Genomic DNA, 17,200 nt, shown 5'->3' on the forward strand with positions numbered 1-17,200 from the left:
GCCAAGCGCCCGGCGGGTCTGACCGGTACCGCCGGAGACGGTGGGACGGCGCACTGACAGATCCGTCGCCCCAAGCTCAGCCGGACCCGGAAATCCGGCTGTGACCTGGGCGAACCTTGGCCACCTGGATGTCCGTCACCCCTATCAGCGGGATATCAGGGAATTGTCAGAGCCTTCCGGCAGGGTGGACCCATACGCTGGAAGGAAACATGCCGATGCGATACGCGATCGAGGCACACGGCCTCGTCAAGCGATACGGGAAGACGACCGCCCTGGACGGCGTGGACCTCACGGTCCCCGAGGGCAGGCTCCTCGGGGTGCTCGGCCCCAACGGGGCGGGCAAGACCACCGCCGTCCGCATCCTGGCCACCCTGCTCCGGCCCGACGGGGGCACGGCCACGGTGGGCGGGTACGACGTGGTGCGCCAGGCCCACCGGGCCCGGCACATGATCGGCCTCACCGGGCAGTACGCCGGGGTGGACGAGTCCCTCACCGGGACCGAGAACATCATCCTCATCGCCCGGCTGCTCGGCATGTCCCGGGCCGACTCCCGGGCGCGCGCCAAGGAGCTGCTGGAGCGATTCGCCCTCACCGACGCGGGTGGCCGCGCCGCCAGAACCTACTCCGGGGGAATGCGGCGGCGGCTGGACCTGGCGACCAGCCTGGTCGGCCGCCCCCGGGTGCTCTTCCTGGACGAGCCGACCACCGGGCTCGACCCGCGGAGCCGTACCGATCTGTGGGACGTGGTGCGCGCCCTCGTCGCCGACGGCGTCACCGTGCTGCTCACCACGCAGTACCTGGAGGAGGCCGACCAGCTCGCCGACGACATCGTGGTGTTCGACCACGGGCGCGTCATCGCGAGCGGCACCTCCGACGAGCTGAAGGCGCGGACGGGAAACCTGGTGCTGGAGGTCCGGCCCCAGCGCGAGGAACACCTGGACCTGGTGATCCAGGTCGTCGGCGACATCGCGGGGGTGACCCCGGTCCTGGAGGGCGGCCAGGTGGTCACCGGGGTCACCGACCCCGCCGTGGCGCCCGCCGTGGTGCGCCGGCTCGACGACCTCGGTGTGGTGGCCGCCGAGATGTCCCTGCGGAAGTCGACTCTGGACGAGGTCTTCCTCTCCCTCACCGGACACCGCACCGAGGAGAACCCCACCGCCAAGGAAGGTGCCCTGGTATGACCGCGATCACCAGCCCCCGGGTCAAGGCGCCCTCCGTACGGGTCGGCCCGCTGAGCACCCTGCGCCAGACCATGACCCTCGCGTGGCGGAGCCTGGTGCAGATCAAGCACAACCCGATGGAGCTGCTCGAACTGAGCCTGCAGCCCATCATGTTCGTCCTGCTCTTCGTCTTCGTGTTCGGCGGGGCGATCGCCGGATCGACGGAGAACTACATCCAGTTCGCGCTCCCCGGCATCATCGTGCAGAACGCCGTCTTCGCCACCCTCACCACGGCGATCGGCCTCAACACCGACATCGCCAAAGGGGTGTTCGACCGGCTGCGCAGCCTGCCGATCGCCCGTACCGCACCGCTGGCGGGCCGGGTCATCGCCGACCTGACCAAGCAGGTCTGGTCCATCGCGATCGTGCTCGGACTCGGCATGCTGCTCGGCTTCCGGTTGAACAACGGACCGGCCGGGGTGCTCGGCGCGACCGCGCTCCTGCTCGTGGTGGCGCTCGCCGTCTCCTGGGTGTCCGTTCTCATCGGGGTGATCGCCAGTGAGCCGGAGAAGGTGCAGATCTTCGCCTTCGTCCTGCTCATGCCGCTCACCTTCACCAGCAACGTCTTCGTCCCCAGCGCGACCATGCCGGGCGCCCTCCGCGCCTGGGCGGAGATCAACCCGGTGTCCGTGCTCGCCGACGCCGTCCGGGGCCTGCTCAGCGGGGGGCCCGTCGCCACCCCGATCCTGCAGTCGCTGCTCTGGGCCGCCGCCATCACCGTGGTGTTCGCCCCGCTGGCGATCCGCGCGCTGCGCCGTAAGACCTGACGCAGTCGATGTCCAGCCCGGCGACCTCCTTGAGGACCTCCTCACGGGTCATCCGACGGCCGTACTCCAACGCCTCGGCGAACGCCGCGGCCCCGAGTGCGGCCGTCGCCGCGTCGGCGATCCGCGGGGTGTCCCGGCAACTCAGGTTGGGGGTCCCGCGGACCGCGTCCGCGCCCCCCAGCAGCCGGGCCGCCGTCGCCGCGTCACCCCGCATCACCGCCACCCCAGCCCAGCCGACCACCACGTCCGCCAGAAACGCGCAGCTCATCGTCGCGGTCCGGTTCCGCAGTGCCTCCCGGTGCAGCCGCCAGGCCCGCGCCGCGTCGTGTTCCTGTCCGGCGAGGAAACCGAGGTCGTTGAGGAGGATCGCGTCCAGGTGGACGCCTCCCTCCCGGATGCGTCCCACCCCCTCGGCCGCCACGGCGTAAGCCAGCCGGGCGCCCTCCAGGTCCCCCCGCAGGCGGGCGATCGCACCCGACACCAGGTCGACGAAGACCGTGGCGAACTCGTCCCCGGTGGCCACCGCCTCCGTCCGGATCTCAGCGAGCTGTGACCCGGCCCCCGCCACGTCGCCCGTGTAGAAGACCGCCGCGGCGAGCCTGGCCCGCAGGAAGAGCAGTTCGTCCGGCGGGCTGAACTCCTCGGTCACCCGCAGCGCCTCCTCCAGGAACCCGACCGCCTCCCGTGCCTCCCCCCGGAGCTGGGAGACCTCCGCGAGCACGGTGAGGGCGACGCCGATCCCCCAGCGTTCGCCGACCTTGCGGAAGACGGCGAGCGCCGCGAGGGTCTCCGACTCCACCCGCGCGAAGCGCCCGTCGTTGAAGTGGACGAAGACCTCGTACATCCGCTGGACCGCGTCGATCCACGGATCGACGGCCGCGGCGGCCTCGGCCGTACGGCGTCCGGCGCCGGTGGTGTCCCCGCCCAGCAGGGCGAGCATCGAGCCCGCCATGAAGATGAGCGGATACGTGGGCACCACCCCGGCCTCGTCCATGATGCGCACGGCCTTCCGCAGATCCCGGAAGGCCGTGCCCTCGACCCCGTGCTCCCCGTAGGCGTTGAGCCCGGCGACGGCGTAGACCAGCGCGAGCCGTTCCGCCGGCACCGAATGCGGCCCGGCCTCGAGCAGGCGGATCACCTCGTGGGCCCGCCGGCGCGACTCGGCGCGACGGCCGCGCAGCCATCCGTACCAGCCCAGGGCGCAGACCAGGCGGACCGCCAGCCCCACGTCGCCCGAGTCGACGGCCCAGCGCAGCGCCGCGCCGAGGTTGTCGTCCTCCAGCCACAGCCGCCGGAGCCAGATCAGCTGATCGGCCCGGCGCAGATTCGGCTCGGCCGTCTCGGCGAGCTCGGTGTAGCAGGTGGCGTGCGCCCGCCGTACCCGCTCCTCCTCCCCCGCCTCGGCCAGGCGCTCCGCGCCGTAGGCCCTGATCGTCTCCAGCATCCGGTAGCGCGACCCCTCGAAGGTCACCAGGGACTTGTCCACCAGCCTGGACAGGACGTCCAGTACGTCGTCCGGGTCCAGGCCGTCCCCCGCGCAGACCCGTTCCGCCACCTCCGGCGTCAGCCCGCCCGCGAACACCGAGAGCCGCCGGGCCAGCACCCGCTCGTCCTCGTCCAGCAGGTCCCAGCTCCACTCGACGACCGCCCGCAACGTCTGATGGCGGGGAAGCGCGGTCCTGCTCCCCCGGGTGAGCACGGCGAACCGGTCGTCCAGGCGCGCGGCGAGCCGGTCCACCGAGAGCGAGGAGAGCCGGGCCGCGGCGAGCTCGATCGCCAGGGGGATGCCGTCCAGCGCCCGGCAGATCGCCCCGACGGCGTCGGCGTGCTCCTCGGCGCGCAGCTCGGGGCGGACCGCCCTGCCCCGGTCGGCGAAGAGGCGGGCGGCCGGGAAGTCGAGGACCGCCCGTGCCCCCTCGGGCGGCGACGCCAGCGGGGGCACCGTCCACAGCCGCTCCCCGGTGATGCCGAGGGGCTCCCGGCTGGTGGCGAGGATGCGGATCCGCGGGCATTCGGCGAGCAGCCGGTCGGCGAGCGTCGCCACCGCGCCCACCAGGTGCTCGCAGTTGTCCAGGACGAGCAGCGCGTTTCTGCGGCGAAGCGCCGTCACCAGGTGGGAGGTCAGGTCGACGTCCCCGCCGGAGGCGAAACCGCCCAGGACCGCGGGGGAGAGCCGCTGCTCGTACAGACCGAGCGCCGCGGCCACGGCCCGCGGCACCTCCGCGGGGTCGGTGACGGGGGCCAGCTCCACCAGCCAGGCGCCGTCCGCCCCCCGGTCCGACGGCTCGGGCCGCGCGGCCGCCGCCTCCACCGCGAGGCGGGTCTTGCCCGCACCGCCGGATCCGGTAAGGGTCACCAGGCGGTGCTCGGCGAGCATCCGCCCGACCCGTCGCATCTCCGCCTCACGCCCGACGAAGCTGGTCAGGCGGGCCCGCAGGTTGCCGTGACGCCCGGACGGGAACCCGGCGGGCGGGGCCGCGTCCAGCTCCGGGTCGCGGCGCAGCATCGCCAGGTGGAGCGCGGTCAGCCGCGGGGAGGGGTCGACGCCGAGTTCACCGGCCAGCGTCGACCGGGCGTCCTCGTAGGCCAGCAGCGCCTCGGCCTGGCGCCCGGCGCCGTACAGCGCCCGGATCTGCGTCTCCCGCAGTCGCTCGCGCAGCGGATGCTCGGCGATCAGCCGGGCGAGTTCGGGGAGGGCCTCCTCGTGCCGCCCGAGCGCGACCCGCGCCCACGCCCGGTCCTCCAGCGCGGCGAGCCGCAGCGACTCCAGCCGCGACGCCTCCGGGCGGAGCGTCTCGTTGTCGGCGAGGTCGGGCAGGACGGGGCCGCGCCACAGCTCCAGCGCCCGATCGAGCAGGGCCTGTGCCGCCTGCGCGGCCGAGGGGTCCTCATTCGCCACCATGTCCCGCCCCTGGGACGCGAGCCGCTCGAACCGGTGGGCGTCCACCGAGTCCGGCTCCACCGCCAGGCGGTACCCGGCCGGATGCGCCTCGATCGGGGCCCGCAGCAGGGTCCGGAGCCGGGAGACCAGGGCCTGCAGCGCGTTCGCCGTCGCCGCGGGCGGCTCCTCGCCCCAGACCGCGCCGACCAGCGTCCGGGTCGGCACGATCCGGCCGGCGTTGAGCACGAGCGCGGCGACCAGGGCCCGCAGCCTCCGGCCGCCGACCGGCACCGGCTCGCCGTCCCTGCTCACCTCGAGGGTCCCGAGGACGGCGAAGCGCTCGCCGCCCTCCCGGGCCCGGCGCGGGGCTCCCGGGCGAGGCGTTGTGGTCATACGTCGATTCTCGCGGATCCCAGGGCCGTCGCGGTCCGGTCACCCTCGTCCCGTGAACCGCGTAGCATCGGCGTCGTTATGAGCGAGCGACACGGCCGCGCCGCGGCCCTATGGGCGGTCATCGGGACGATCACGGTCCTGGTATCGGGGTGCGGAATCGTCGGGGCGCGGTCGCCCGGGGCGCCGGTGGTGGACTCCATGACCGTGCTCAGCCCCCGGTTCCGATCCATGGGGGAGCTTCCGACGGAGTACTCCTGCCGAGGTGAGAAGGTCAACCCCCCGCTGAGGTGGTCGGGAGTGCCGGCGGGTGCCAAGTCGCTCGCGCTCGTCGTCGACGCCGTCGATCCGCACACGGGCGGCTACGTCCACTGGATCGTCTTCGACATCGATCCCCGGGCGACCGAACTCGCCGAGGACAGCGTGCCCGCAGGGGCTCGGCAGGCGCTCAACACCTCCGATGACAAGCGTTATTCTCCCCCGTGTGTCGCGGAGAACAATTACCGCTTCACCGTCTATGCCCTACGGAATCCCGTGGGTTTGCGTGATGGCGCGCCATTGGCACGTACTCTTGAACGCATCGCCGACGAGACGGTCGCCCGGGGTCGTCTCACGGCGTCGCACATCGAGTGATCCGCTGTTCACCTGACGTATTAGTAAGCGACAGATATTCACGTAGGGTGTGACAACGGTCATAGTGGTCAGACACAATCGGATGCTAATCCCTGGGCGCCGGTGATCAATGGGGACAGATCGCGTCGATGGCCGCGCGATCTCACCGGTGCCGACGGAAGGCCATTGGCTTGAGGGTGGTGCTATGCCTGGGGTCGTAATCGGCCTTGTTGTCGTCGTGCTCATAGTGCTTGTCGTTGTGGCGCTGGGCATGCGGACAATGGGCCGAGCGGATAAGCCGGATCGCTCCGAGAAGGAGTGGGACCGGCCGAGTCGGGCCGGTCGGCGTAACGCCTCCGAGGACCGTGAGGAGCGTGCGGAGCCCGTCGAGCAGACCGGACCACGTCCGCGTCCGGGGCGGCCCGTGCCCCGGCCGTCGGCCCGCCCCTCGTCCCGCTCCAAACAGCCTCCGCCGGGGCGCCCCCGAGGCCGCCGGGGGGTCGACGAGTGGGGTGAGTCCGACGACTACGACGCCTCCTACTGGGAGCGGGTGCGCGCCGACGAGGGGGGCTTCGGAGGGTCTCTCGCCGGCCGACGCGCCGCTCCGTCCTCGGCCCCCGTCCCGGAGGACAGGCGCCCCGCCGCACCGGCGGCGGCCCAGAGCGCCGATCTCCCGAAGCGGAACACGCCGACCGCCGCCGAACTGGCGGAGAACAAGACTGTGACGTTCGCCGTCGGGCAGGGTTCGCCTGCCGCGGCGCCCCCTCAGGCCCCTCCCGCCACCGACCCGATGCGCCTGAACACCACGGGACCGGTCACCTCGCCCGGAATGACCCCCCGGGGCGCGATGCCCGGGGCCGGACCCCGGCCCGACCCGCTGACCGACCCCCGCCTTTCGGTCCCCTCGGCCGCCTCCCCCTCCTGGAGCCCCTCCACGCCGACGCCGAGCCCCTCCGCACCGGCGGGCGGCAACGGCTACGGCTACTCCGCCCCGGCCCCCGAGCAGCGGCCCGAGCCCGCCTCCTGGCAGTCCTCCGGCTCCACCACCTCCGGCTCCTGGAGCTCCGGGGGCGGATCGGGCTCCTCCGACTCCGGCTGGCCTGCGCCGAGCGGCGGCCCCCAGGCCTCCTCCGGCTGGGACAGCAGCTCCTACCAGGGGTACGACACCTCCTACTCGTCCAGCTCGGCGACGTCGGGCTCCTACGAGGTACGGGAGGGCTGGGCCACGATCGACGACGCCGACTCCTACGCCAAACCCTCCCCCTACGGCGGCGGCGGGTCCTACCAGTCCCAGACCGGGCCCTCCGCCTCCCGCGGCCGGTCCGGTGAGGACCTGCTGTCGGGCAGCGGCTCCCTCAACTCGGGAGGCTTCCCCTCCCCCACCTACTCGGCCCCCTCCCCCTCCCCGACCCCCTCCCCGACCCCCTCCCCGTCCTCCTCCTACGGCGGATACGAGCCCGCGGCGACCCCCGCGCCGGGCTCCTACGCCCCGCCCGGTGCGGGAGGCCCCGAAGGCGAGCGGGAGCGGAGCTGGCCCTCCTACGACGACCTCTACGGCAACACCCCGTCCTCCCCCTCGGGACGGCACGGCTCCGGTCAGGGCGGCGGGCACCGCCGCTCCGCAGACGGCGACTATCCGGAGTACTATCGCTGATCTTTTCCTCCTCCGACCAGGCGCGGCGTGGGCACTTTCCCCGCCGCGCCTTCGTCATGACTTGCCAGATGCGACGACTCTCGGTTAACAGTGTTCCACTTAGAGTTACCGACATCGGGCTTCAAGGAGGAACCATGGGTCAGCAGCCACCAGGCCAAGCGGTCACCGAGCCTGCGCAAACCGTGAACCACGCCCACGATCCGCCATACCGATGGTCCCGGATCCGATCGGTGATCACCCACGACGTGCCGGCCTCCTGCGTCGTCTTCCTCGTCGCCGTGCCGCTCTCCCTCGGCATCGCGGTCGCCTCGGGAGCCCCGCTCATGGCGGGTCTGGTGGCGGCGGTCGTCGGCGGCGTCCTGGTCGGGCTCCTCGGCGGCTCCGCCGTCCAGGTGAGCGGCCCCGCCGCCGGGCTCACCGTGATCGTGGCCGAGCTGGTGCAGACGTACGGCTGGCGCGCGACCTGCGCCATCACGCTCATGGCCGGCCTGCTGCAGCTCACCCTGGGCCTGCTCCGGGTGGCCCGCACCGCGCTCGCCGTGTCACCCAGCGTGGTGCACGGCATGCTCGCCGGCGTGGGAGTGGTGATCGTGCTCGCCCAGCTCCACGTCGCCCTCGGCGGCAGCCCGCAGAGCTCGGCCGTGGCGAACCTGCGGGAGCTTCCCGAGCAGCTCGTCCGCAACCACACGCCGGCGGTCGCGGTCGGGCTGCTGACCATCGTGGTCCTGCTGCTCTGGGCCCGCGTGCCGCACCGGCTGCGGTCGGTTCCGGCCCCGCTGGTCGCGGTGGTGATCGCCACCGCGATCTCGCTCCTGGCGGGCTGGAACGTCGAGCGGGTGGACCTGCCCTCCTCGATCACCACGTGGACCGGCCCGCTCTGGCCCGACGGGGACTGGCAGCAGATCGCCGGGGCGGTCATCGCCGTCGCCCTCGTGGCCGGCGTCGAGTCGCTGCTCTGCACCGTCGCCATGGACCGGCAGCATCGCGGCCCCCGGGCCGACCTCAACCGGGAACTGGCCGCACAGGGCATCGGGAACACCGTCTCGGGCGCGCTGTGCGGCCTGCCCGTCGCGGGCGTGGTGGTGCGCAGCACCGTCAACGTCCACGCCGGCGCCCGCAGCCGGTGGTCCACCGTCATGCACGGGACGTGGATCCTGCTCTTCACCCTGACGCTCAGCTCGGTGATCGACCTGATCCCCCTCGCCGCCCTCGCCGCGATCCTGGTCTTCATCGGGGTGCAGATGATCAACCTAGGTCACATCCGCAACCTGCACCAGCACCGGGAGGCACCCGTCTACCTGGTCACCCTCCTCGGCGTCGTCGTCTTCGGCCTCGCCGAAGGGGTGCTCGTCGGGCTCGCCGTGGCCGGGGTGGTGGCGCTGCGGCGGCTGGCCCGGGTGTCGATCCGGGTCGAACAGCGCGACGACGGCCGGCACGTGACCGTCTCCGGTTCGCTCACGTTCTTCGGGGTGCCCCGGCTCGTCGCGGCGCTCCAGTCCATCCCGCCCGGAACCCACGTCGACCTCGACCTCAACGTCGACTTCATGGACCACGGGGCGTTCGAGGCACTCCACGACTGGCGCCTCACCCACGAGCGGTCGGGGGGCGCCGTCGACATCCACGAGATCCACGACTCCTGGTACGAGCGCCGCACGTCCGGCGACACCGGGCCCCCGGTCAAGGTACCGCCGGCGATCCCCGAACGCTGGTGGCTGCCGCGCTCGGATCGGCGCCGCCGCCACCGCCGCGGCCTCACCTCCGCCCAGGCCGACCTGCTCGCGGGGACCAGGGAGTACCAGACCCGGACGGCGCCCCTGCTGCAACCCATCCTCACCCGGATGATCCGCAAGCAGGAACCGTCCCACCTCTTCATCACCTGCGCCGACTCCCGTCTCGTCCCCAACATCATGACGGCGAGCGGCCCGGGCGACCTGTTCACCGTCCGCAACGTCGGCAACCTGGTGCCCCGGTACGGGTCGGAGACCGCCGACCACTCGGTGGCCGCCGCGGTGGAGTACGCGGTGAGCGTGCTCCGGGTCAGGGCGATCACCATCTGCGGCCACTCCGGCTGCGGCGCCATGGGCGCCCTGATGAGCGGCGGGGAGAAAACCGCCGAGCTGACCGAACTGACCCGCTGGCTGGAACACGGGCACCACTCACTCGCCCGCTACCTCGACTCGCCCGGTCCCGACACCCTCGACCGGCTCTGCCAGATCAACGTGCTCCAGCAGCTCGACAACCTCCGCTCCTACCCCGTCGTCGCCGATCTGGAGGAACGGGGCGAGCTGGAACTCGTCGGCCTCTACTTCGACCTCGCCACCGCGCGGGTCCACGTCGTCGACCACGAGACCCCGCGAGGGGAACCCGCCCTCCCCTCGATCGGCGGATAGCCCGGGGGCCCGGAGACCGGCCGCGCGACGGCGGCCGGTCTCCGGGCCCGGGGTCCGCGGCGGACCTGAGACAAGGATCGGGCTCCGCCCGTACCCACGTGAATCCCACACGTGGGCAAGGACCCCGAGCACCCGCGGGGCGGAATCCGCCTCAGGCCGAGAGGGACTTCTCGCAGCGGGCCAGGCGCTTCTCCAGCCGGTCCCGGACACTCGCGGCGGACGGGGGCTCCTTCATCGCCTGCCGGATGACCTGCGCGGCCTCCTCGAACTCACTCTGCTTGACCAGCCAGACCGTGAGGCGGTCGGCGACCGTCGCATTGGTGTTGCCCGCCGCCACCGCCCGGCGCCACGACGCCACCGCGGCGGCGAGATCGCCGTCCTTCTCCGCCTGCAGACCCACGTGACCGGCGAGGACGGCGACACTGCTCTCGTCGCCCTGCGCGTCCGCCGCCGTCACCAGCGCCTCGCCCAGCGCGACGCGCTCCCCCGCGGGCAGCGGGTTGGCCTTGTCCTTGCCGAAGGCGAGGCCGATCAGCCGGGTCATCAGCACCGGCCGCGCCTGCACCGGGCTCTTGCGGAACAGCTGGGTCAGCGTGGGGACGTCGGGCGACGCGCCCGCGTGCTCCAGCAGGCGGCGCCAGGCCTCCCCGTCCTCCGGGCCGGCGTCGAGCGCCCGCGCGTAGGCGGCGAGGACGTCCTCCTCCGCCCCGCCCCGCAGGCGCACCGCATCGGCGACGTCCAGCCACGCCTTGACCGCGAGAGGATCCCCCACCTCGTCGAGCCGGTCGGCGACGGCACGCAGCTCCCCCTCCACCCGGGACAGGGCGTCGGCGTCCGCCTCGGACTCATGGGCGGCCCGCAGCTCGGCCCACGCCACCTCGGCGGCGGCGAAGGCCTCCCGCGCGGCGGCGTCGGAGCCCGTCCGCTCCGGCCTGGATCCATCGATACGGTCAAGCAGGTCGATCACGGTTAAGGGCGTCGCCAAGGTCATCGCCGGTACCGGGGCGTCGATCTCATCGATCACGTCCGACGGCTCCCCGTCCGTCACCGGGCCGGGCTCGGCGGCAACCGGCTCGTCACGGACGGCGGGTGGCTCCTCAGGCACGAGGGTGTGCGCGTCCGGCTTCGCGGGGCTCTCCTCGTCCACAACGGGGTCCACGGCGGGAGCCGGTGTGGCCGCCCGCACGGGCTCCTCGGCCGGGGACGCGTCGGCGGCAGGCGCCGGAGCCTCCTCCGGGGCGGTCTCCTTCGATCGTCTCTTGCCTGTCAACCAGGCCCATAGACCCATCTGACTACCTCATCAATGTACGGAAACATCGCCTGAGCAGGACCTCCGCCCTGGTCGACCCTGAAAGCGTGAGCCGTTACGGCGTCGCCGACGGTGCGTGACGGTGATCACGACGCTCAGGGTGTCCGAGGAGGCGCTCGGCGTGTGATCGGTGGGGGTTTCAGCTAGGCATTGCACCACAACTCCACCGATCATGCACAGCCAATGCCATCTTCCGCCCAACAGACGAGACGGATGGGGCGGAAGAAGCGACCGGATCACCGGCGCGGCGGACGAGTCGGACTGTAGGCCGGGTTCTGTAGGCCCGCGTGTGCGGGCCCGGCGACCATCCATCTAGGACCGCGGTTGCCCGCGGCCTCGTGCGGTCTACCCGTGGACTCGGGCGGGCAGCCCTCGAACGCCCACGCAGGGACCCCGGAGGATCCCCTCTTGACCTTGCTCCGGGTGGGGTTTACCGAGCCGCCCAAGTCACCTTGGGCGCTGGTGGTCTCTTACACCACCCTTTCACCCTTACCCTCCCCTTCCGGGAAAGGCGGTCTGCTCTCTGTGGCACTGTCCCGCGGGTCACCCCGGGTCGGCGTTACCGACCACCCTGCCCTGTGGAGCCCGGACCTTCCTCGGCGGGATCCCTCGCGGAACCCCGACGCGGCCGCCCGTCCGGCTCGTCCGCCGTACCTCCAGCCTAGAGCCTGCGCCCGCCCCGCGCACACCGGCCACCGGACCACCAACCCAACCGTGCCTCCATGACCGCCCGGCCTTGGTCGTGAGCACGGCCGGATTCCAAAGCCCGTTTCGATGTCAGACAGCCCCCGTACCGTCCACCTGATCCTTGCCGTGTGCGCACCCCTCAAGGAACACACAGCACAACGATCACACGAGCGAAGCGGGGTACGGCCCACGCCGCGCTCCGAGCCACCTTCAGCCGTACCGAACGCCACACCCGTGATCGTTGTGCTGTACGCACCCCACGAGGAACACACAACACAACGATCACCAGAAAACCCCGAGCCGCCCACAGCCGAACCCCATGATCATTGCGGTTTGCGCACACTCAAGGCACGTACAGCGCGACGATCACGTGGACGACGTACGGGCCGCAGGCCGCACAAAGACCACCAGGATCCGAACCACCTGCACCCGACACCAGATGATCCTTGCCGTACGCGCACCCCCCAAGGAACACACAGCACAACGATCACCCAAACGACGTACGAGCCGCAGGCCGCACAAAGACCACCAGGATCCGCACCACCTGCACCCGACACCAAATGATCCTTGCCGTACGCGCACCCCCCAAGGAACACACAGCGCAACGATCACCCAAACGACGTACGGGGGCGTGGCCTCGTCGGGTATCGGGCTTCGAGACAGGGCTTAGGTGCCGGTCATGCTAGGTACGCACGTCTCGCGCCGCGGCCTCTGGGACGCGAGAATGCGCGCGGCAGTGGGTATCGCGACCTTTGTACGGTACCCACCGACCGCGATCAACGCTGACGAAGACCGCCGCAGGTCACCGTGGAACGGCGAGATGGGCGGTGTCGTTGAAGGAGTGGACCACGGAGGGGCCGTCGGGGTAGAAGTCGATGTGGGAGAGGCAGGCCACGTCCAGGTGCATCCGGTACAGGGCGGCCGGGGGTGCCAGCAGGGCCATCCGCAGCAGCATCTTGATCGGGGTGACGTGTGAGACGGCGAGGATCGTCCGCCCCGGGTGGGCGGCGAGCAGTTTCTCCCTCGCGTCCTTGACCCGCCGGGCCGCGGCGGTGAAGCTCTCCCCGCCGGGCGGCGCGACCCCAGGATCGTCGAGCCAGCGGGTGAGCTCGTCCGGCCACTTGTCGCGGATCTCTCCGAAGGTGTGTCCCTCCCACTCCCCGAAGTCGGCCTCCCTGAGCCCTTCGACCGCCTGGACGGGCAGGTCCAGGGCCCCGGCGACGATCCGCGCGGTCTGCATCGCCCGGGTCAAGGGCGAGCTCACGACCACGTCGATCCGCGGTTCGCGGGCCAGCCGCCGTGCCGCGGCCTCGGCCTGGGCCACCCCCTGCTCGGTCAGCTCCACGTCGCCGAGCCCGGAGAAGCGGCGTTCGACCGAGAGCGGTGTCTGGCCGTGCCGCAGGAGCAGCAGCGAGGTCGGCTGGTCGCTCGGCCCCATCCACCCGGTCCGTGGCCGCCCGCCGGAGTCCGTCTCCGCCTCGGCCCGCTGCGCGGGGGCGGGTACGGCCTCGGGCCGGGTCACGCCTTTCGCCTGCCAGGTGAGCCCTTTGGCCGCCGCGTCCATGGCCTCGTTGGCGAGCCGGTCGGCGTGCGCGTTGCGCTCGCGCGGGATCCAGGCGTAGGTGACCCTGCCGAGGTCACGCGCGACCCTGCCCGCTTCCAGCGCGAGCGGCCGCAGTCCCTCGTTCTTGATTTTCCAGCGGCCGGACATCTGCTCGACCACGAGCTTGGAGTCCATCCGGGCCTCCACCGTGGTGGCGCCCAGCGCGGCCGCGGCCCGGAGTCCGGCGATGAGCCCGCGGTACTCGGCCACGTTGTTGGTCTCGGTGCCGATGGCCTCGGCGACCTCGGCGAGTGTCTGGCCGCCGACCGACCGGACGACGGCGCCGTACCCCGCCGGGCCGGGGTTGCCCCGGGACCCGCCGTCCGCCTCGACGATCACTTTCAAGGGATCAGAGTCCCGACTCGGGGGTCCGGACCAGGATGCGGCGGCACTCCTCGCAGCGGAGCACCTCGTCGGCCGCGGCGGCCCGGATCCGGTTGAGGTCGGCGACGGCGAGCGAGACCTTGCACCCGTCGCAGCGGCCGCGGAGCAGCCGGGCCGCGCCGACGCCGTACTGGCCCCGCAGTTTCTCGTAGAGCGCCATCAGGTCGCCGGGGATCTCCTCGGCGACCGCCTTGCGCCGCTCGCCCGTGGCACCGGCCTCCTTGTCGATGTCGGCGAACGCGACGTCCCGGCGGTCCTCGACGGCGGCCCGCGCCGTGGCGACCTCGTCCCGCTCGGCGGTGAGCCTGGCCACGGTGGATTCGGCCGTCTCCCGCCGCTCCATGATCTCCAGGACCACCTCCTCCAGGTCGGACTGGCGACGCCGGAGCGAGGCGAGCTCGGACTGCAGGCTCTCCAGGTCCTTGGGGGAGGAGACCTGACCGGAGTTCAGCCGCGTCTGGTCGCGCTCGGCCCGGGCCCGGACGGCGTCGACGTCGGATTCGGCCTTGACCTGGTCCCGGCCGAGATCTGCGACCTCGGTCTCCGCTGTGATGATCTGGGTGCCGATGCGGGCCAGCCGAGTCTTGAGCTCGTCCAGCTCCGCCAGTTCGGGCAGAGTACGGCGGCGGTGCGCCAGTCTGTCGAGGGTCGCGTCGAGTTCGGCGAGCTCGAGAAGGCGGATCTGGGCTTGCTGGGCTGCTTTCACTTGTCCCTCACAGTTGTCCACGCGTCGGTGACGGTCGCGGATACGCGCGTCTCCACCGTAGTGCCCTGCGCACCCAGGGCGCTCTCCACAAGCGCGGCCGCGTCGCGCAGCCACGGCCATTCGGTCGCCCAGTGCGCGGCGTCGATCAACGCGGGGCCGCCGACTTCCATGAACTCACTCGCCGGATGGTGCCGCAGGTCGGCGGTGAGGTAGACGTCCACCCCGCCGGCGCGCACGTCCTCAAGGAGGGAGTCGCCGGCTCCCCCGCACACCGCCACCCGGTGGACGGGGGCGTCCGGGTCTCCCGCGACCCGGAGCGGCCCCGCCGTCTCCGGGAGCCCCGCCGACGCCTGTGCGGCGAAGTCGCCGAGGGACATCGGCTCGGACAGGAGCCCGATGCGCCCGAGCCCGGGCGACCGCTGCGGGTCGGCGCCGGGCACCGGCCGGATCGGCCGCAGGGGGCCGGTCAGCCCGACCGCGCGGGCCAGCGCGTCCGAGACCCCGGGGCGGGCCACGTCGGCGTTGGTGTGCGCGGTGTACAGGGCGATGTTCGCCCGGATGAGCCGGTGGACGAGCCTGCCTTTGGGGGTCGTGGCCGCCACCCCGTTCACCCCCCGCAGGAAGAGCGGGTGATGGGCCACGATCAGATCGGCCCCCCACTCCAGCGCCTCCTCCAGGACGGCGGCGACCGGGTCGACCGCGAAGAGCACCCGCCGTACGGGCTCCGCCGGGTCGCCGCAGACGAGGCCGACCGAATCCCAGGACTCCGCCCAGTCCGGATCGTAGGCGGCTTCCAGCACGTCGAGTACGTCACACAGTTGCGGCACGGCCCGAGAATACCGTGATCACGCTGGCCCGGGGCTCGCCGCCGGACGGCCCCGCGTCCGAGCCTGCTTGAATGGGCGGGGTGGACGCCGACCGGGCGAGGGCCCGCTTCACCGCCGCCAGGGTGGCCAGGCTCGCCTCCCTCACCCCGGACGCCTCCGGCGGCGTGCGGCCGCACCTGGTGCCGGTGACCTTCGCCCTCGACGGCGACACCGTGCTGACCGCGATCGACGACAAGCCCAAGTCCACGACCGACCTGCGCAGACTCCGCAACATCCGGGCCTGCCCGCGGGTCTGCCTCCTCGCCGACCACTACGAGGAGGACTGGACCGCCCTGTGGTGGGTGCGCGCGGACGGCCGGGCACGGGTGGTGACCGAGGAGCCGGAGCGGCTCCGCGCCCTCGCCGCGCTGCGGGCCAAATACCCCGCCTACCGTGGGCGGCCGCCCGGCGGGCCGGTCGTCGCGATCGAGGTCGAGCGCTGGTCCGGCTGGTCGTTCACGCCGGGCTGAGTCACCTCGAGTCCGGAACGCCCCGCGAATCGACCCGCTAACCTGGGGTCGTCCCGTCCGGAGCCGTGACCGGCGAGGGGAGGCGGGGTCGTCCGGCCGGGCTTCAGCCGTACCATCGACGCCGTGACTTCCCCGGTCGCCGTAGGTTGTCTTTGAGAAGTACGACTCCCGGAAGGTGTCGATCGCGATGCTTGACCCCACGGATCTCTATGAGCTGTCCGACGACGTTCCCGACCTGACCGATCCGGTCCTGCTCTGTCATCTCGACGGATTCGTCGACGCAGGCTCGGCCGGGCGGCTCGCCGCGAGTCATCTGCTCGACGGTCTTGAGCACCGTGTGGTGGCGCGGTTCGACACCGACCGGTTGCTGGACTACCGGGCCAGGCGCCCGGTCATGGTGTACGACGCCGACCACTGGGAGAGCTACACCCGGCCCGAGCTGGTCGTCTACGCCGTGCGGGACACGGTGGGCCTGGATTTCCTGCTGCTCACCGGGCTGGAGCCGGATCGGGAGTGGGAGCGTTTCACCGCCGCGGTGCGCGGGCTGGTGAAACGGCTCGGGGTGCGCTTGACGGCGACGTTCCACGGCATCCCGATGGCGGTGCCGCACACCCGGCCGATCAGCGTGATCGCGCACGCGACCCGGCCCGAGCTGGTCGCCTCCTACCGGCCGTGGATGGGCAAGGTCCAGGTGCCGGGGAGCGCCGCCGCGCTGCTGGAGCTGCGGCTGGGCGAGGAGGGCCACGACGCGATGGGCTTCGCCGTACAGGTCCCGCACTATCTCGCCCAGACCGAGTATCCGCACGCCGCGCTCGCCGTCCTGGAGACGCTGAGCCTGGCCACCGGGCTCACGCTCCCCATGGACGGGTTGCGGGAGTCTGCGGACCGCACCCTGGCCGAGATCGAGTCGCAGATCGCGGACTCCCCGGAGATATCCTCCGCGGTCACCGGTCTGGAGGAGCAGTACGACGCGTATACCCGAGCCGAGGATCGGGGCAGCCTGATGGCGGAGGAGCCGGGCACGGTGCCGACGGCCGACGAGCTCGGCGCGCAGTTCGAGCGGTTCCTCGCCGAACAGGACAGGCGAAACGAGAACCCCGGAGGGGACTTCTGATCTGGCATCTTCCCACCACAGAAGACAAACTAACTGGAAACTTTCTTAAAAGAAAGCATTGACGTCACGGCCTGAGCGCATTTACCTTCACGTCAACCCCCCCGGGGACCGGGGCAGGCCCCAGTTCCCTGAATCGACCGGAGGTGA

Annotated in this window: 12 protein-coding genes and 1 other RNA gene; 7 read left to right on the forward strand and 6 right to left on the reverse strand. The window is 72.1% G+C overall.

Annotated elements, in window-relative coordinates:
• Positions 1-215: 215 nt before the first annotated feature.
• Together RUR_RS26925 and RUR_RS26930 are read left to right on the forward strand one after the other, a co-directional pair.
• The gene (locus tag RUR_RS26925; RefSeq protein WP_283137999.1) at positions 216-1,181 is read left to right on the forward strand and encodes an ATP-binding cassette domain-containing protein; all 966 of its coding nucleotides are present in this window, start codon (positions 216-218) and stop codon (positions 1,179-1,181) included.
• On the forward strand, positions 1,178-1,987 hold the full coding sequence (locus RUR_RS26930; protein ID WP_283138000.1) for an ABC transporter permease: 810 nt from the start codon (positions 1,178-1,180) through the stop codon (positions 1,985-1,987). The genes RUR_RS26925 and RUR_RS26930 overlap by 4 nt, the downstream gene beginning before the upstream one ends.
• Here the strand turns inward: RUR_RS26930 and RUR_RS26935 are convergent.
• Positions 1,935-5,261, reverse strand: coding sequence for an AfsR/SARP family transcriptional regulator (locus RUR_RS26935; protein ID WP_283138001.1), 3,327 nt, complete (start codon positions 5,259-5,261; stop codon positions 1,935-1,937). The genes RUR_RS26930 and RUR_RS26935 overlap by 53 nt on opposite strands.
• 78 nt (positions 5,262-5,339) lie before the next feature.
• On the opposite strand from RUR_RS26935, the gene RUR_RS26940 reads away from it, so the two are divergent.
• The 3 genes from RUR_RS26940 to RUR_RS26950 all read left to right on the forward strand — a co-directional run bounded on the left by RUR_RS26940 (position 5,340) and on the right by RUR_RS26950 (position 9,914).
• On the forward strand, positions 5,340-5,891 hold the full coding sequence (locus RUR_RS26940; RefSeq protein WP_283138002.1) for a YbhB/YbcL family Raf kinase inhibitor-like protein: 552 nt from the start codon (positions 5,340-5,342) through the stop codon (positions 5,889-5,891).
• A 184-nt stretch (positions 5,892-6,075) separates the two neighbouring features.
• Positions 6,076-7,524: a hypothetical protein gene (locus RUR_RS26945; protein WP_283138003.1), complete on the forward strand. Its 1,449-nt coding sequence runs from the start codon at positions 6,076-6,078 to the stop codon at positions 7,522-7,524.
• 134 nt (positions 7,525-7,658) lie between these two features.
• Entirely contained in the window at positions 7,659-9,914 is a 2,256-nt protein-coding gene (locus RUR_RS26950) for a SulP family inorganic anion transporter (protein WP_283138004.1), read from the forward strand.
• 151 nt (positions 9,915-10,065) lie between these two features.
• On the opposite strand, the gene RUR_RS26955 is transcribed toward RUR_RS26950, so the two are convergent.
• The 5 genes from RUR_RS26955 to RUR_RS26975 form a co-directional block, all read right to left on the reverse strand.
• The gene (locus RUR_RS26955; RefSeq protein ID WP_283138005.1) at positions 10,066-11,202 is read right to left on the reverse strand and encodes a tetratricopeptide repeat protein; all 1,137 of its coding nucleotides are present in this window, start codon (positions 11,200-11,202) and stop codon (positions 10,066-10,068) included.
• A gap of 269 nt (positions 11,203-11,471) precedes the next feature.
• Positions 11,472-11,867, reverse strand: an RNA gene (rnpB, locus tag RUR_RS26960) — RNase P RNA component class A.
• An 845-nt stretch (positions 11,868-12,712) separates the two neighbouring features.
• On the reverse strand, positions 12,713-13,858 hold the full coding sequence (locus RUR_RS26965) for a bifunctional RNase H/acid phosphatase (protein ID WP_283138006.1): 1,146 nt from the start codon (positions 13,856-13,858) through the stop codon (positions 12,713-12,715).
• Between the two features lie 4 nt (positions 13,859-13,862).
• Positions 13,863-14,603, reverse strand: a complete 741-nt coding sequence (locus RUR_RS26970) for a zinc ribbon domain-containing protein (RefSeq protein WP_283138007.1) — start codon at positions 14,601-14,603, stop codon at positions 13,863-13,865.
• Positions 14,600-15,430 (reverse strand): Nif3-like dinuclear metal center hexameric protein, encoded by an 831-nt coding sequence (locus RUR_RS26975; protein WP_283138008.1) that lies wholly within the window; start codon positions 15,428-15,430, stop codon positions 14,600-14,602. The genes RUR_RS26970 and RUR_RS26975 overlap by 4 nt, the downstream gene beginning before the upstream one ends.
• A 71-nt stretch (positions 15,431-15,501) precedes the next feature.
• Here RUR_RS26975 and RUR_RS26980 point away from each other — a divergent pair, with 71 nt between their 5' ends.
• Both RUR_RS26980 and RUR_RS26985 read left to right on the forward strand, forming a co-directional pair.
• Positions 15,502-15,939, forward strand: coding sequence for a TIGR03668 family PPOX class F420-dependent oxidoreductase (locus RUR_RS26980; RefSeq protein ID WP_283138009.1), 438 nt, complete (start codon positions 15,502-15,504; stop codon positions 15,937-15,939).
• A 187-nt stretch (positions 15,940-16,126) separates the two neighbouring features.
• Positions 16,127-17,053 (forward strand): proteasome assembly chaperone family protein, encoded by a 927-nt coding sequence (locus RUR_RS26985; RefSeq protein WP_283138010.1) that lies wholly within the window; start codon positions 16,127-16,129, stop codon positions 17,051-17,053.
• Positions 17,054-17,200 lie beyond the last annotated feature (147 nt).

The organism is Rhizohabitans arisaemae, from assembly GCF_025996515.1.
GTDB lineage: Bacteria > Actinomycetota > Actinomycetes > Streptosporangiales > Streptosporangiaceae > Rhizohabitans > Rhizohabitans arisaemae.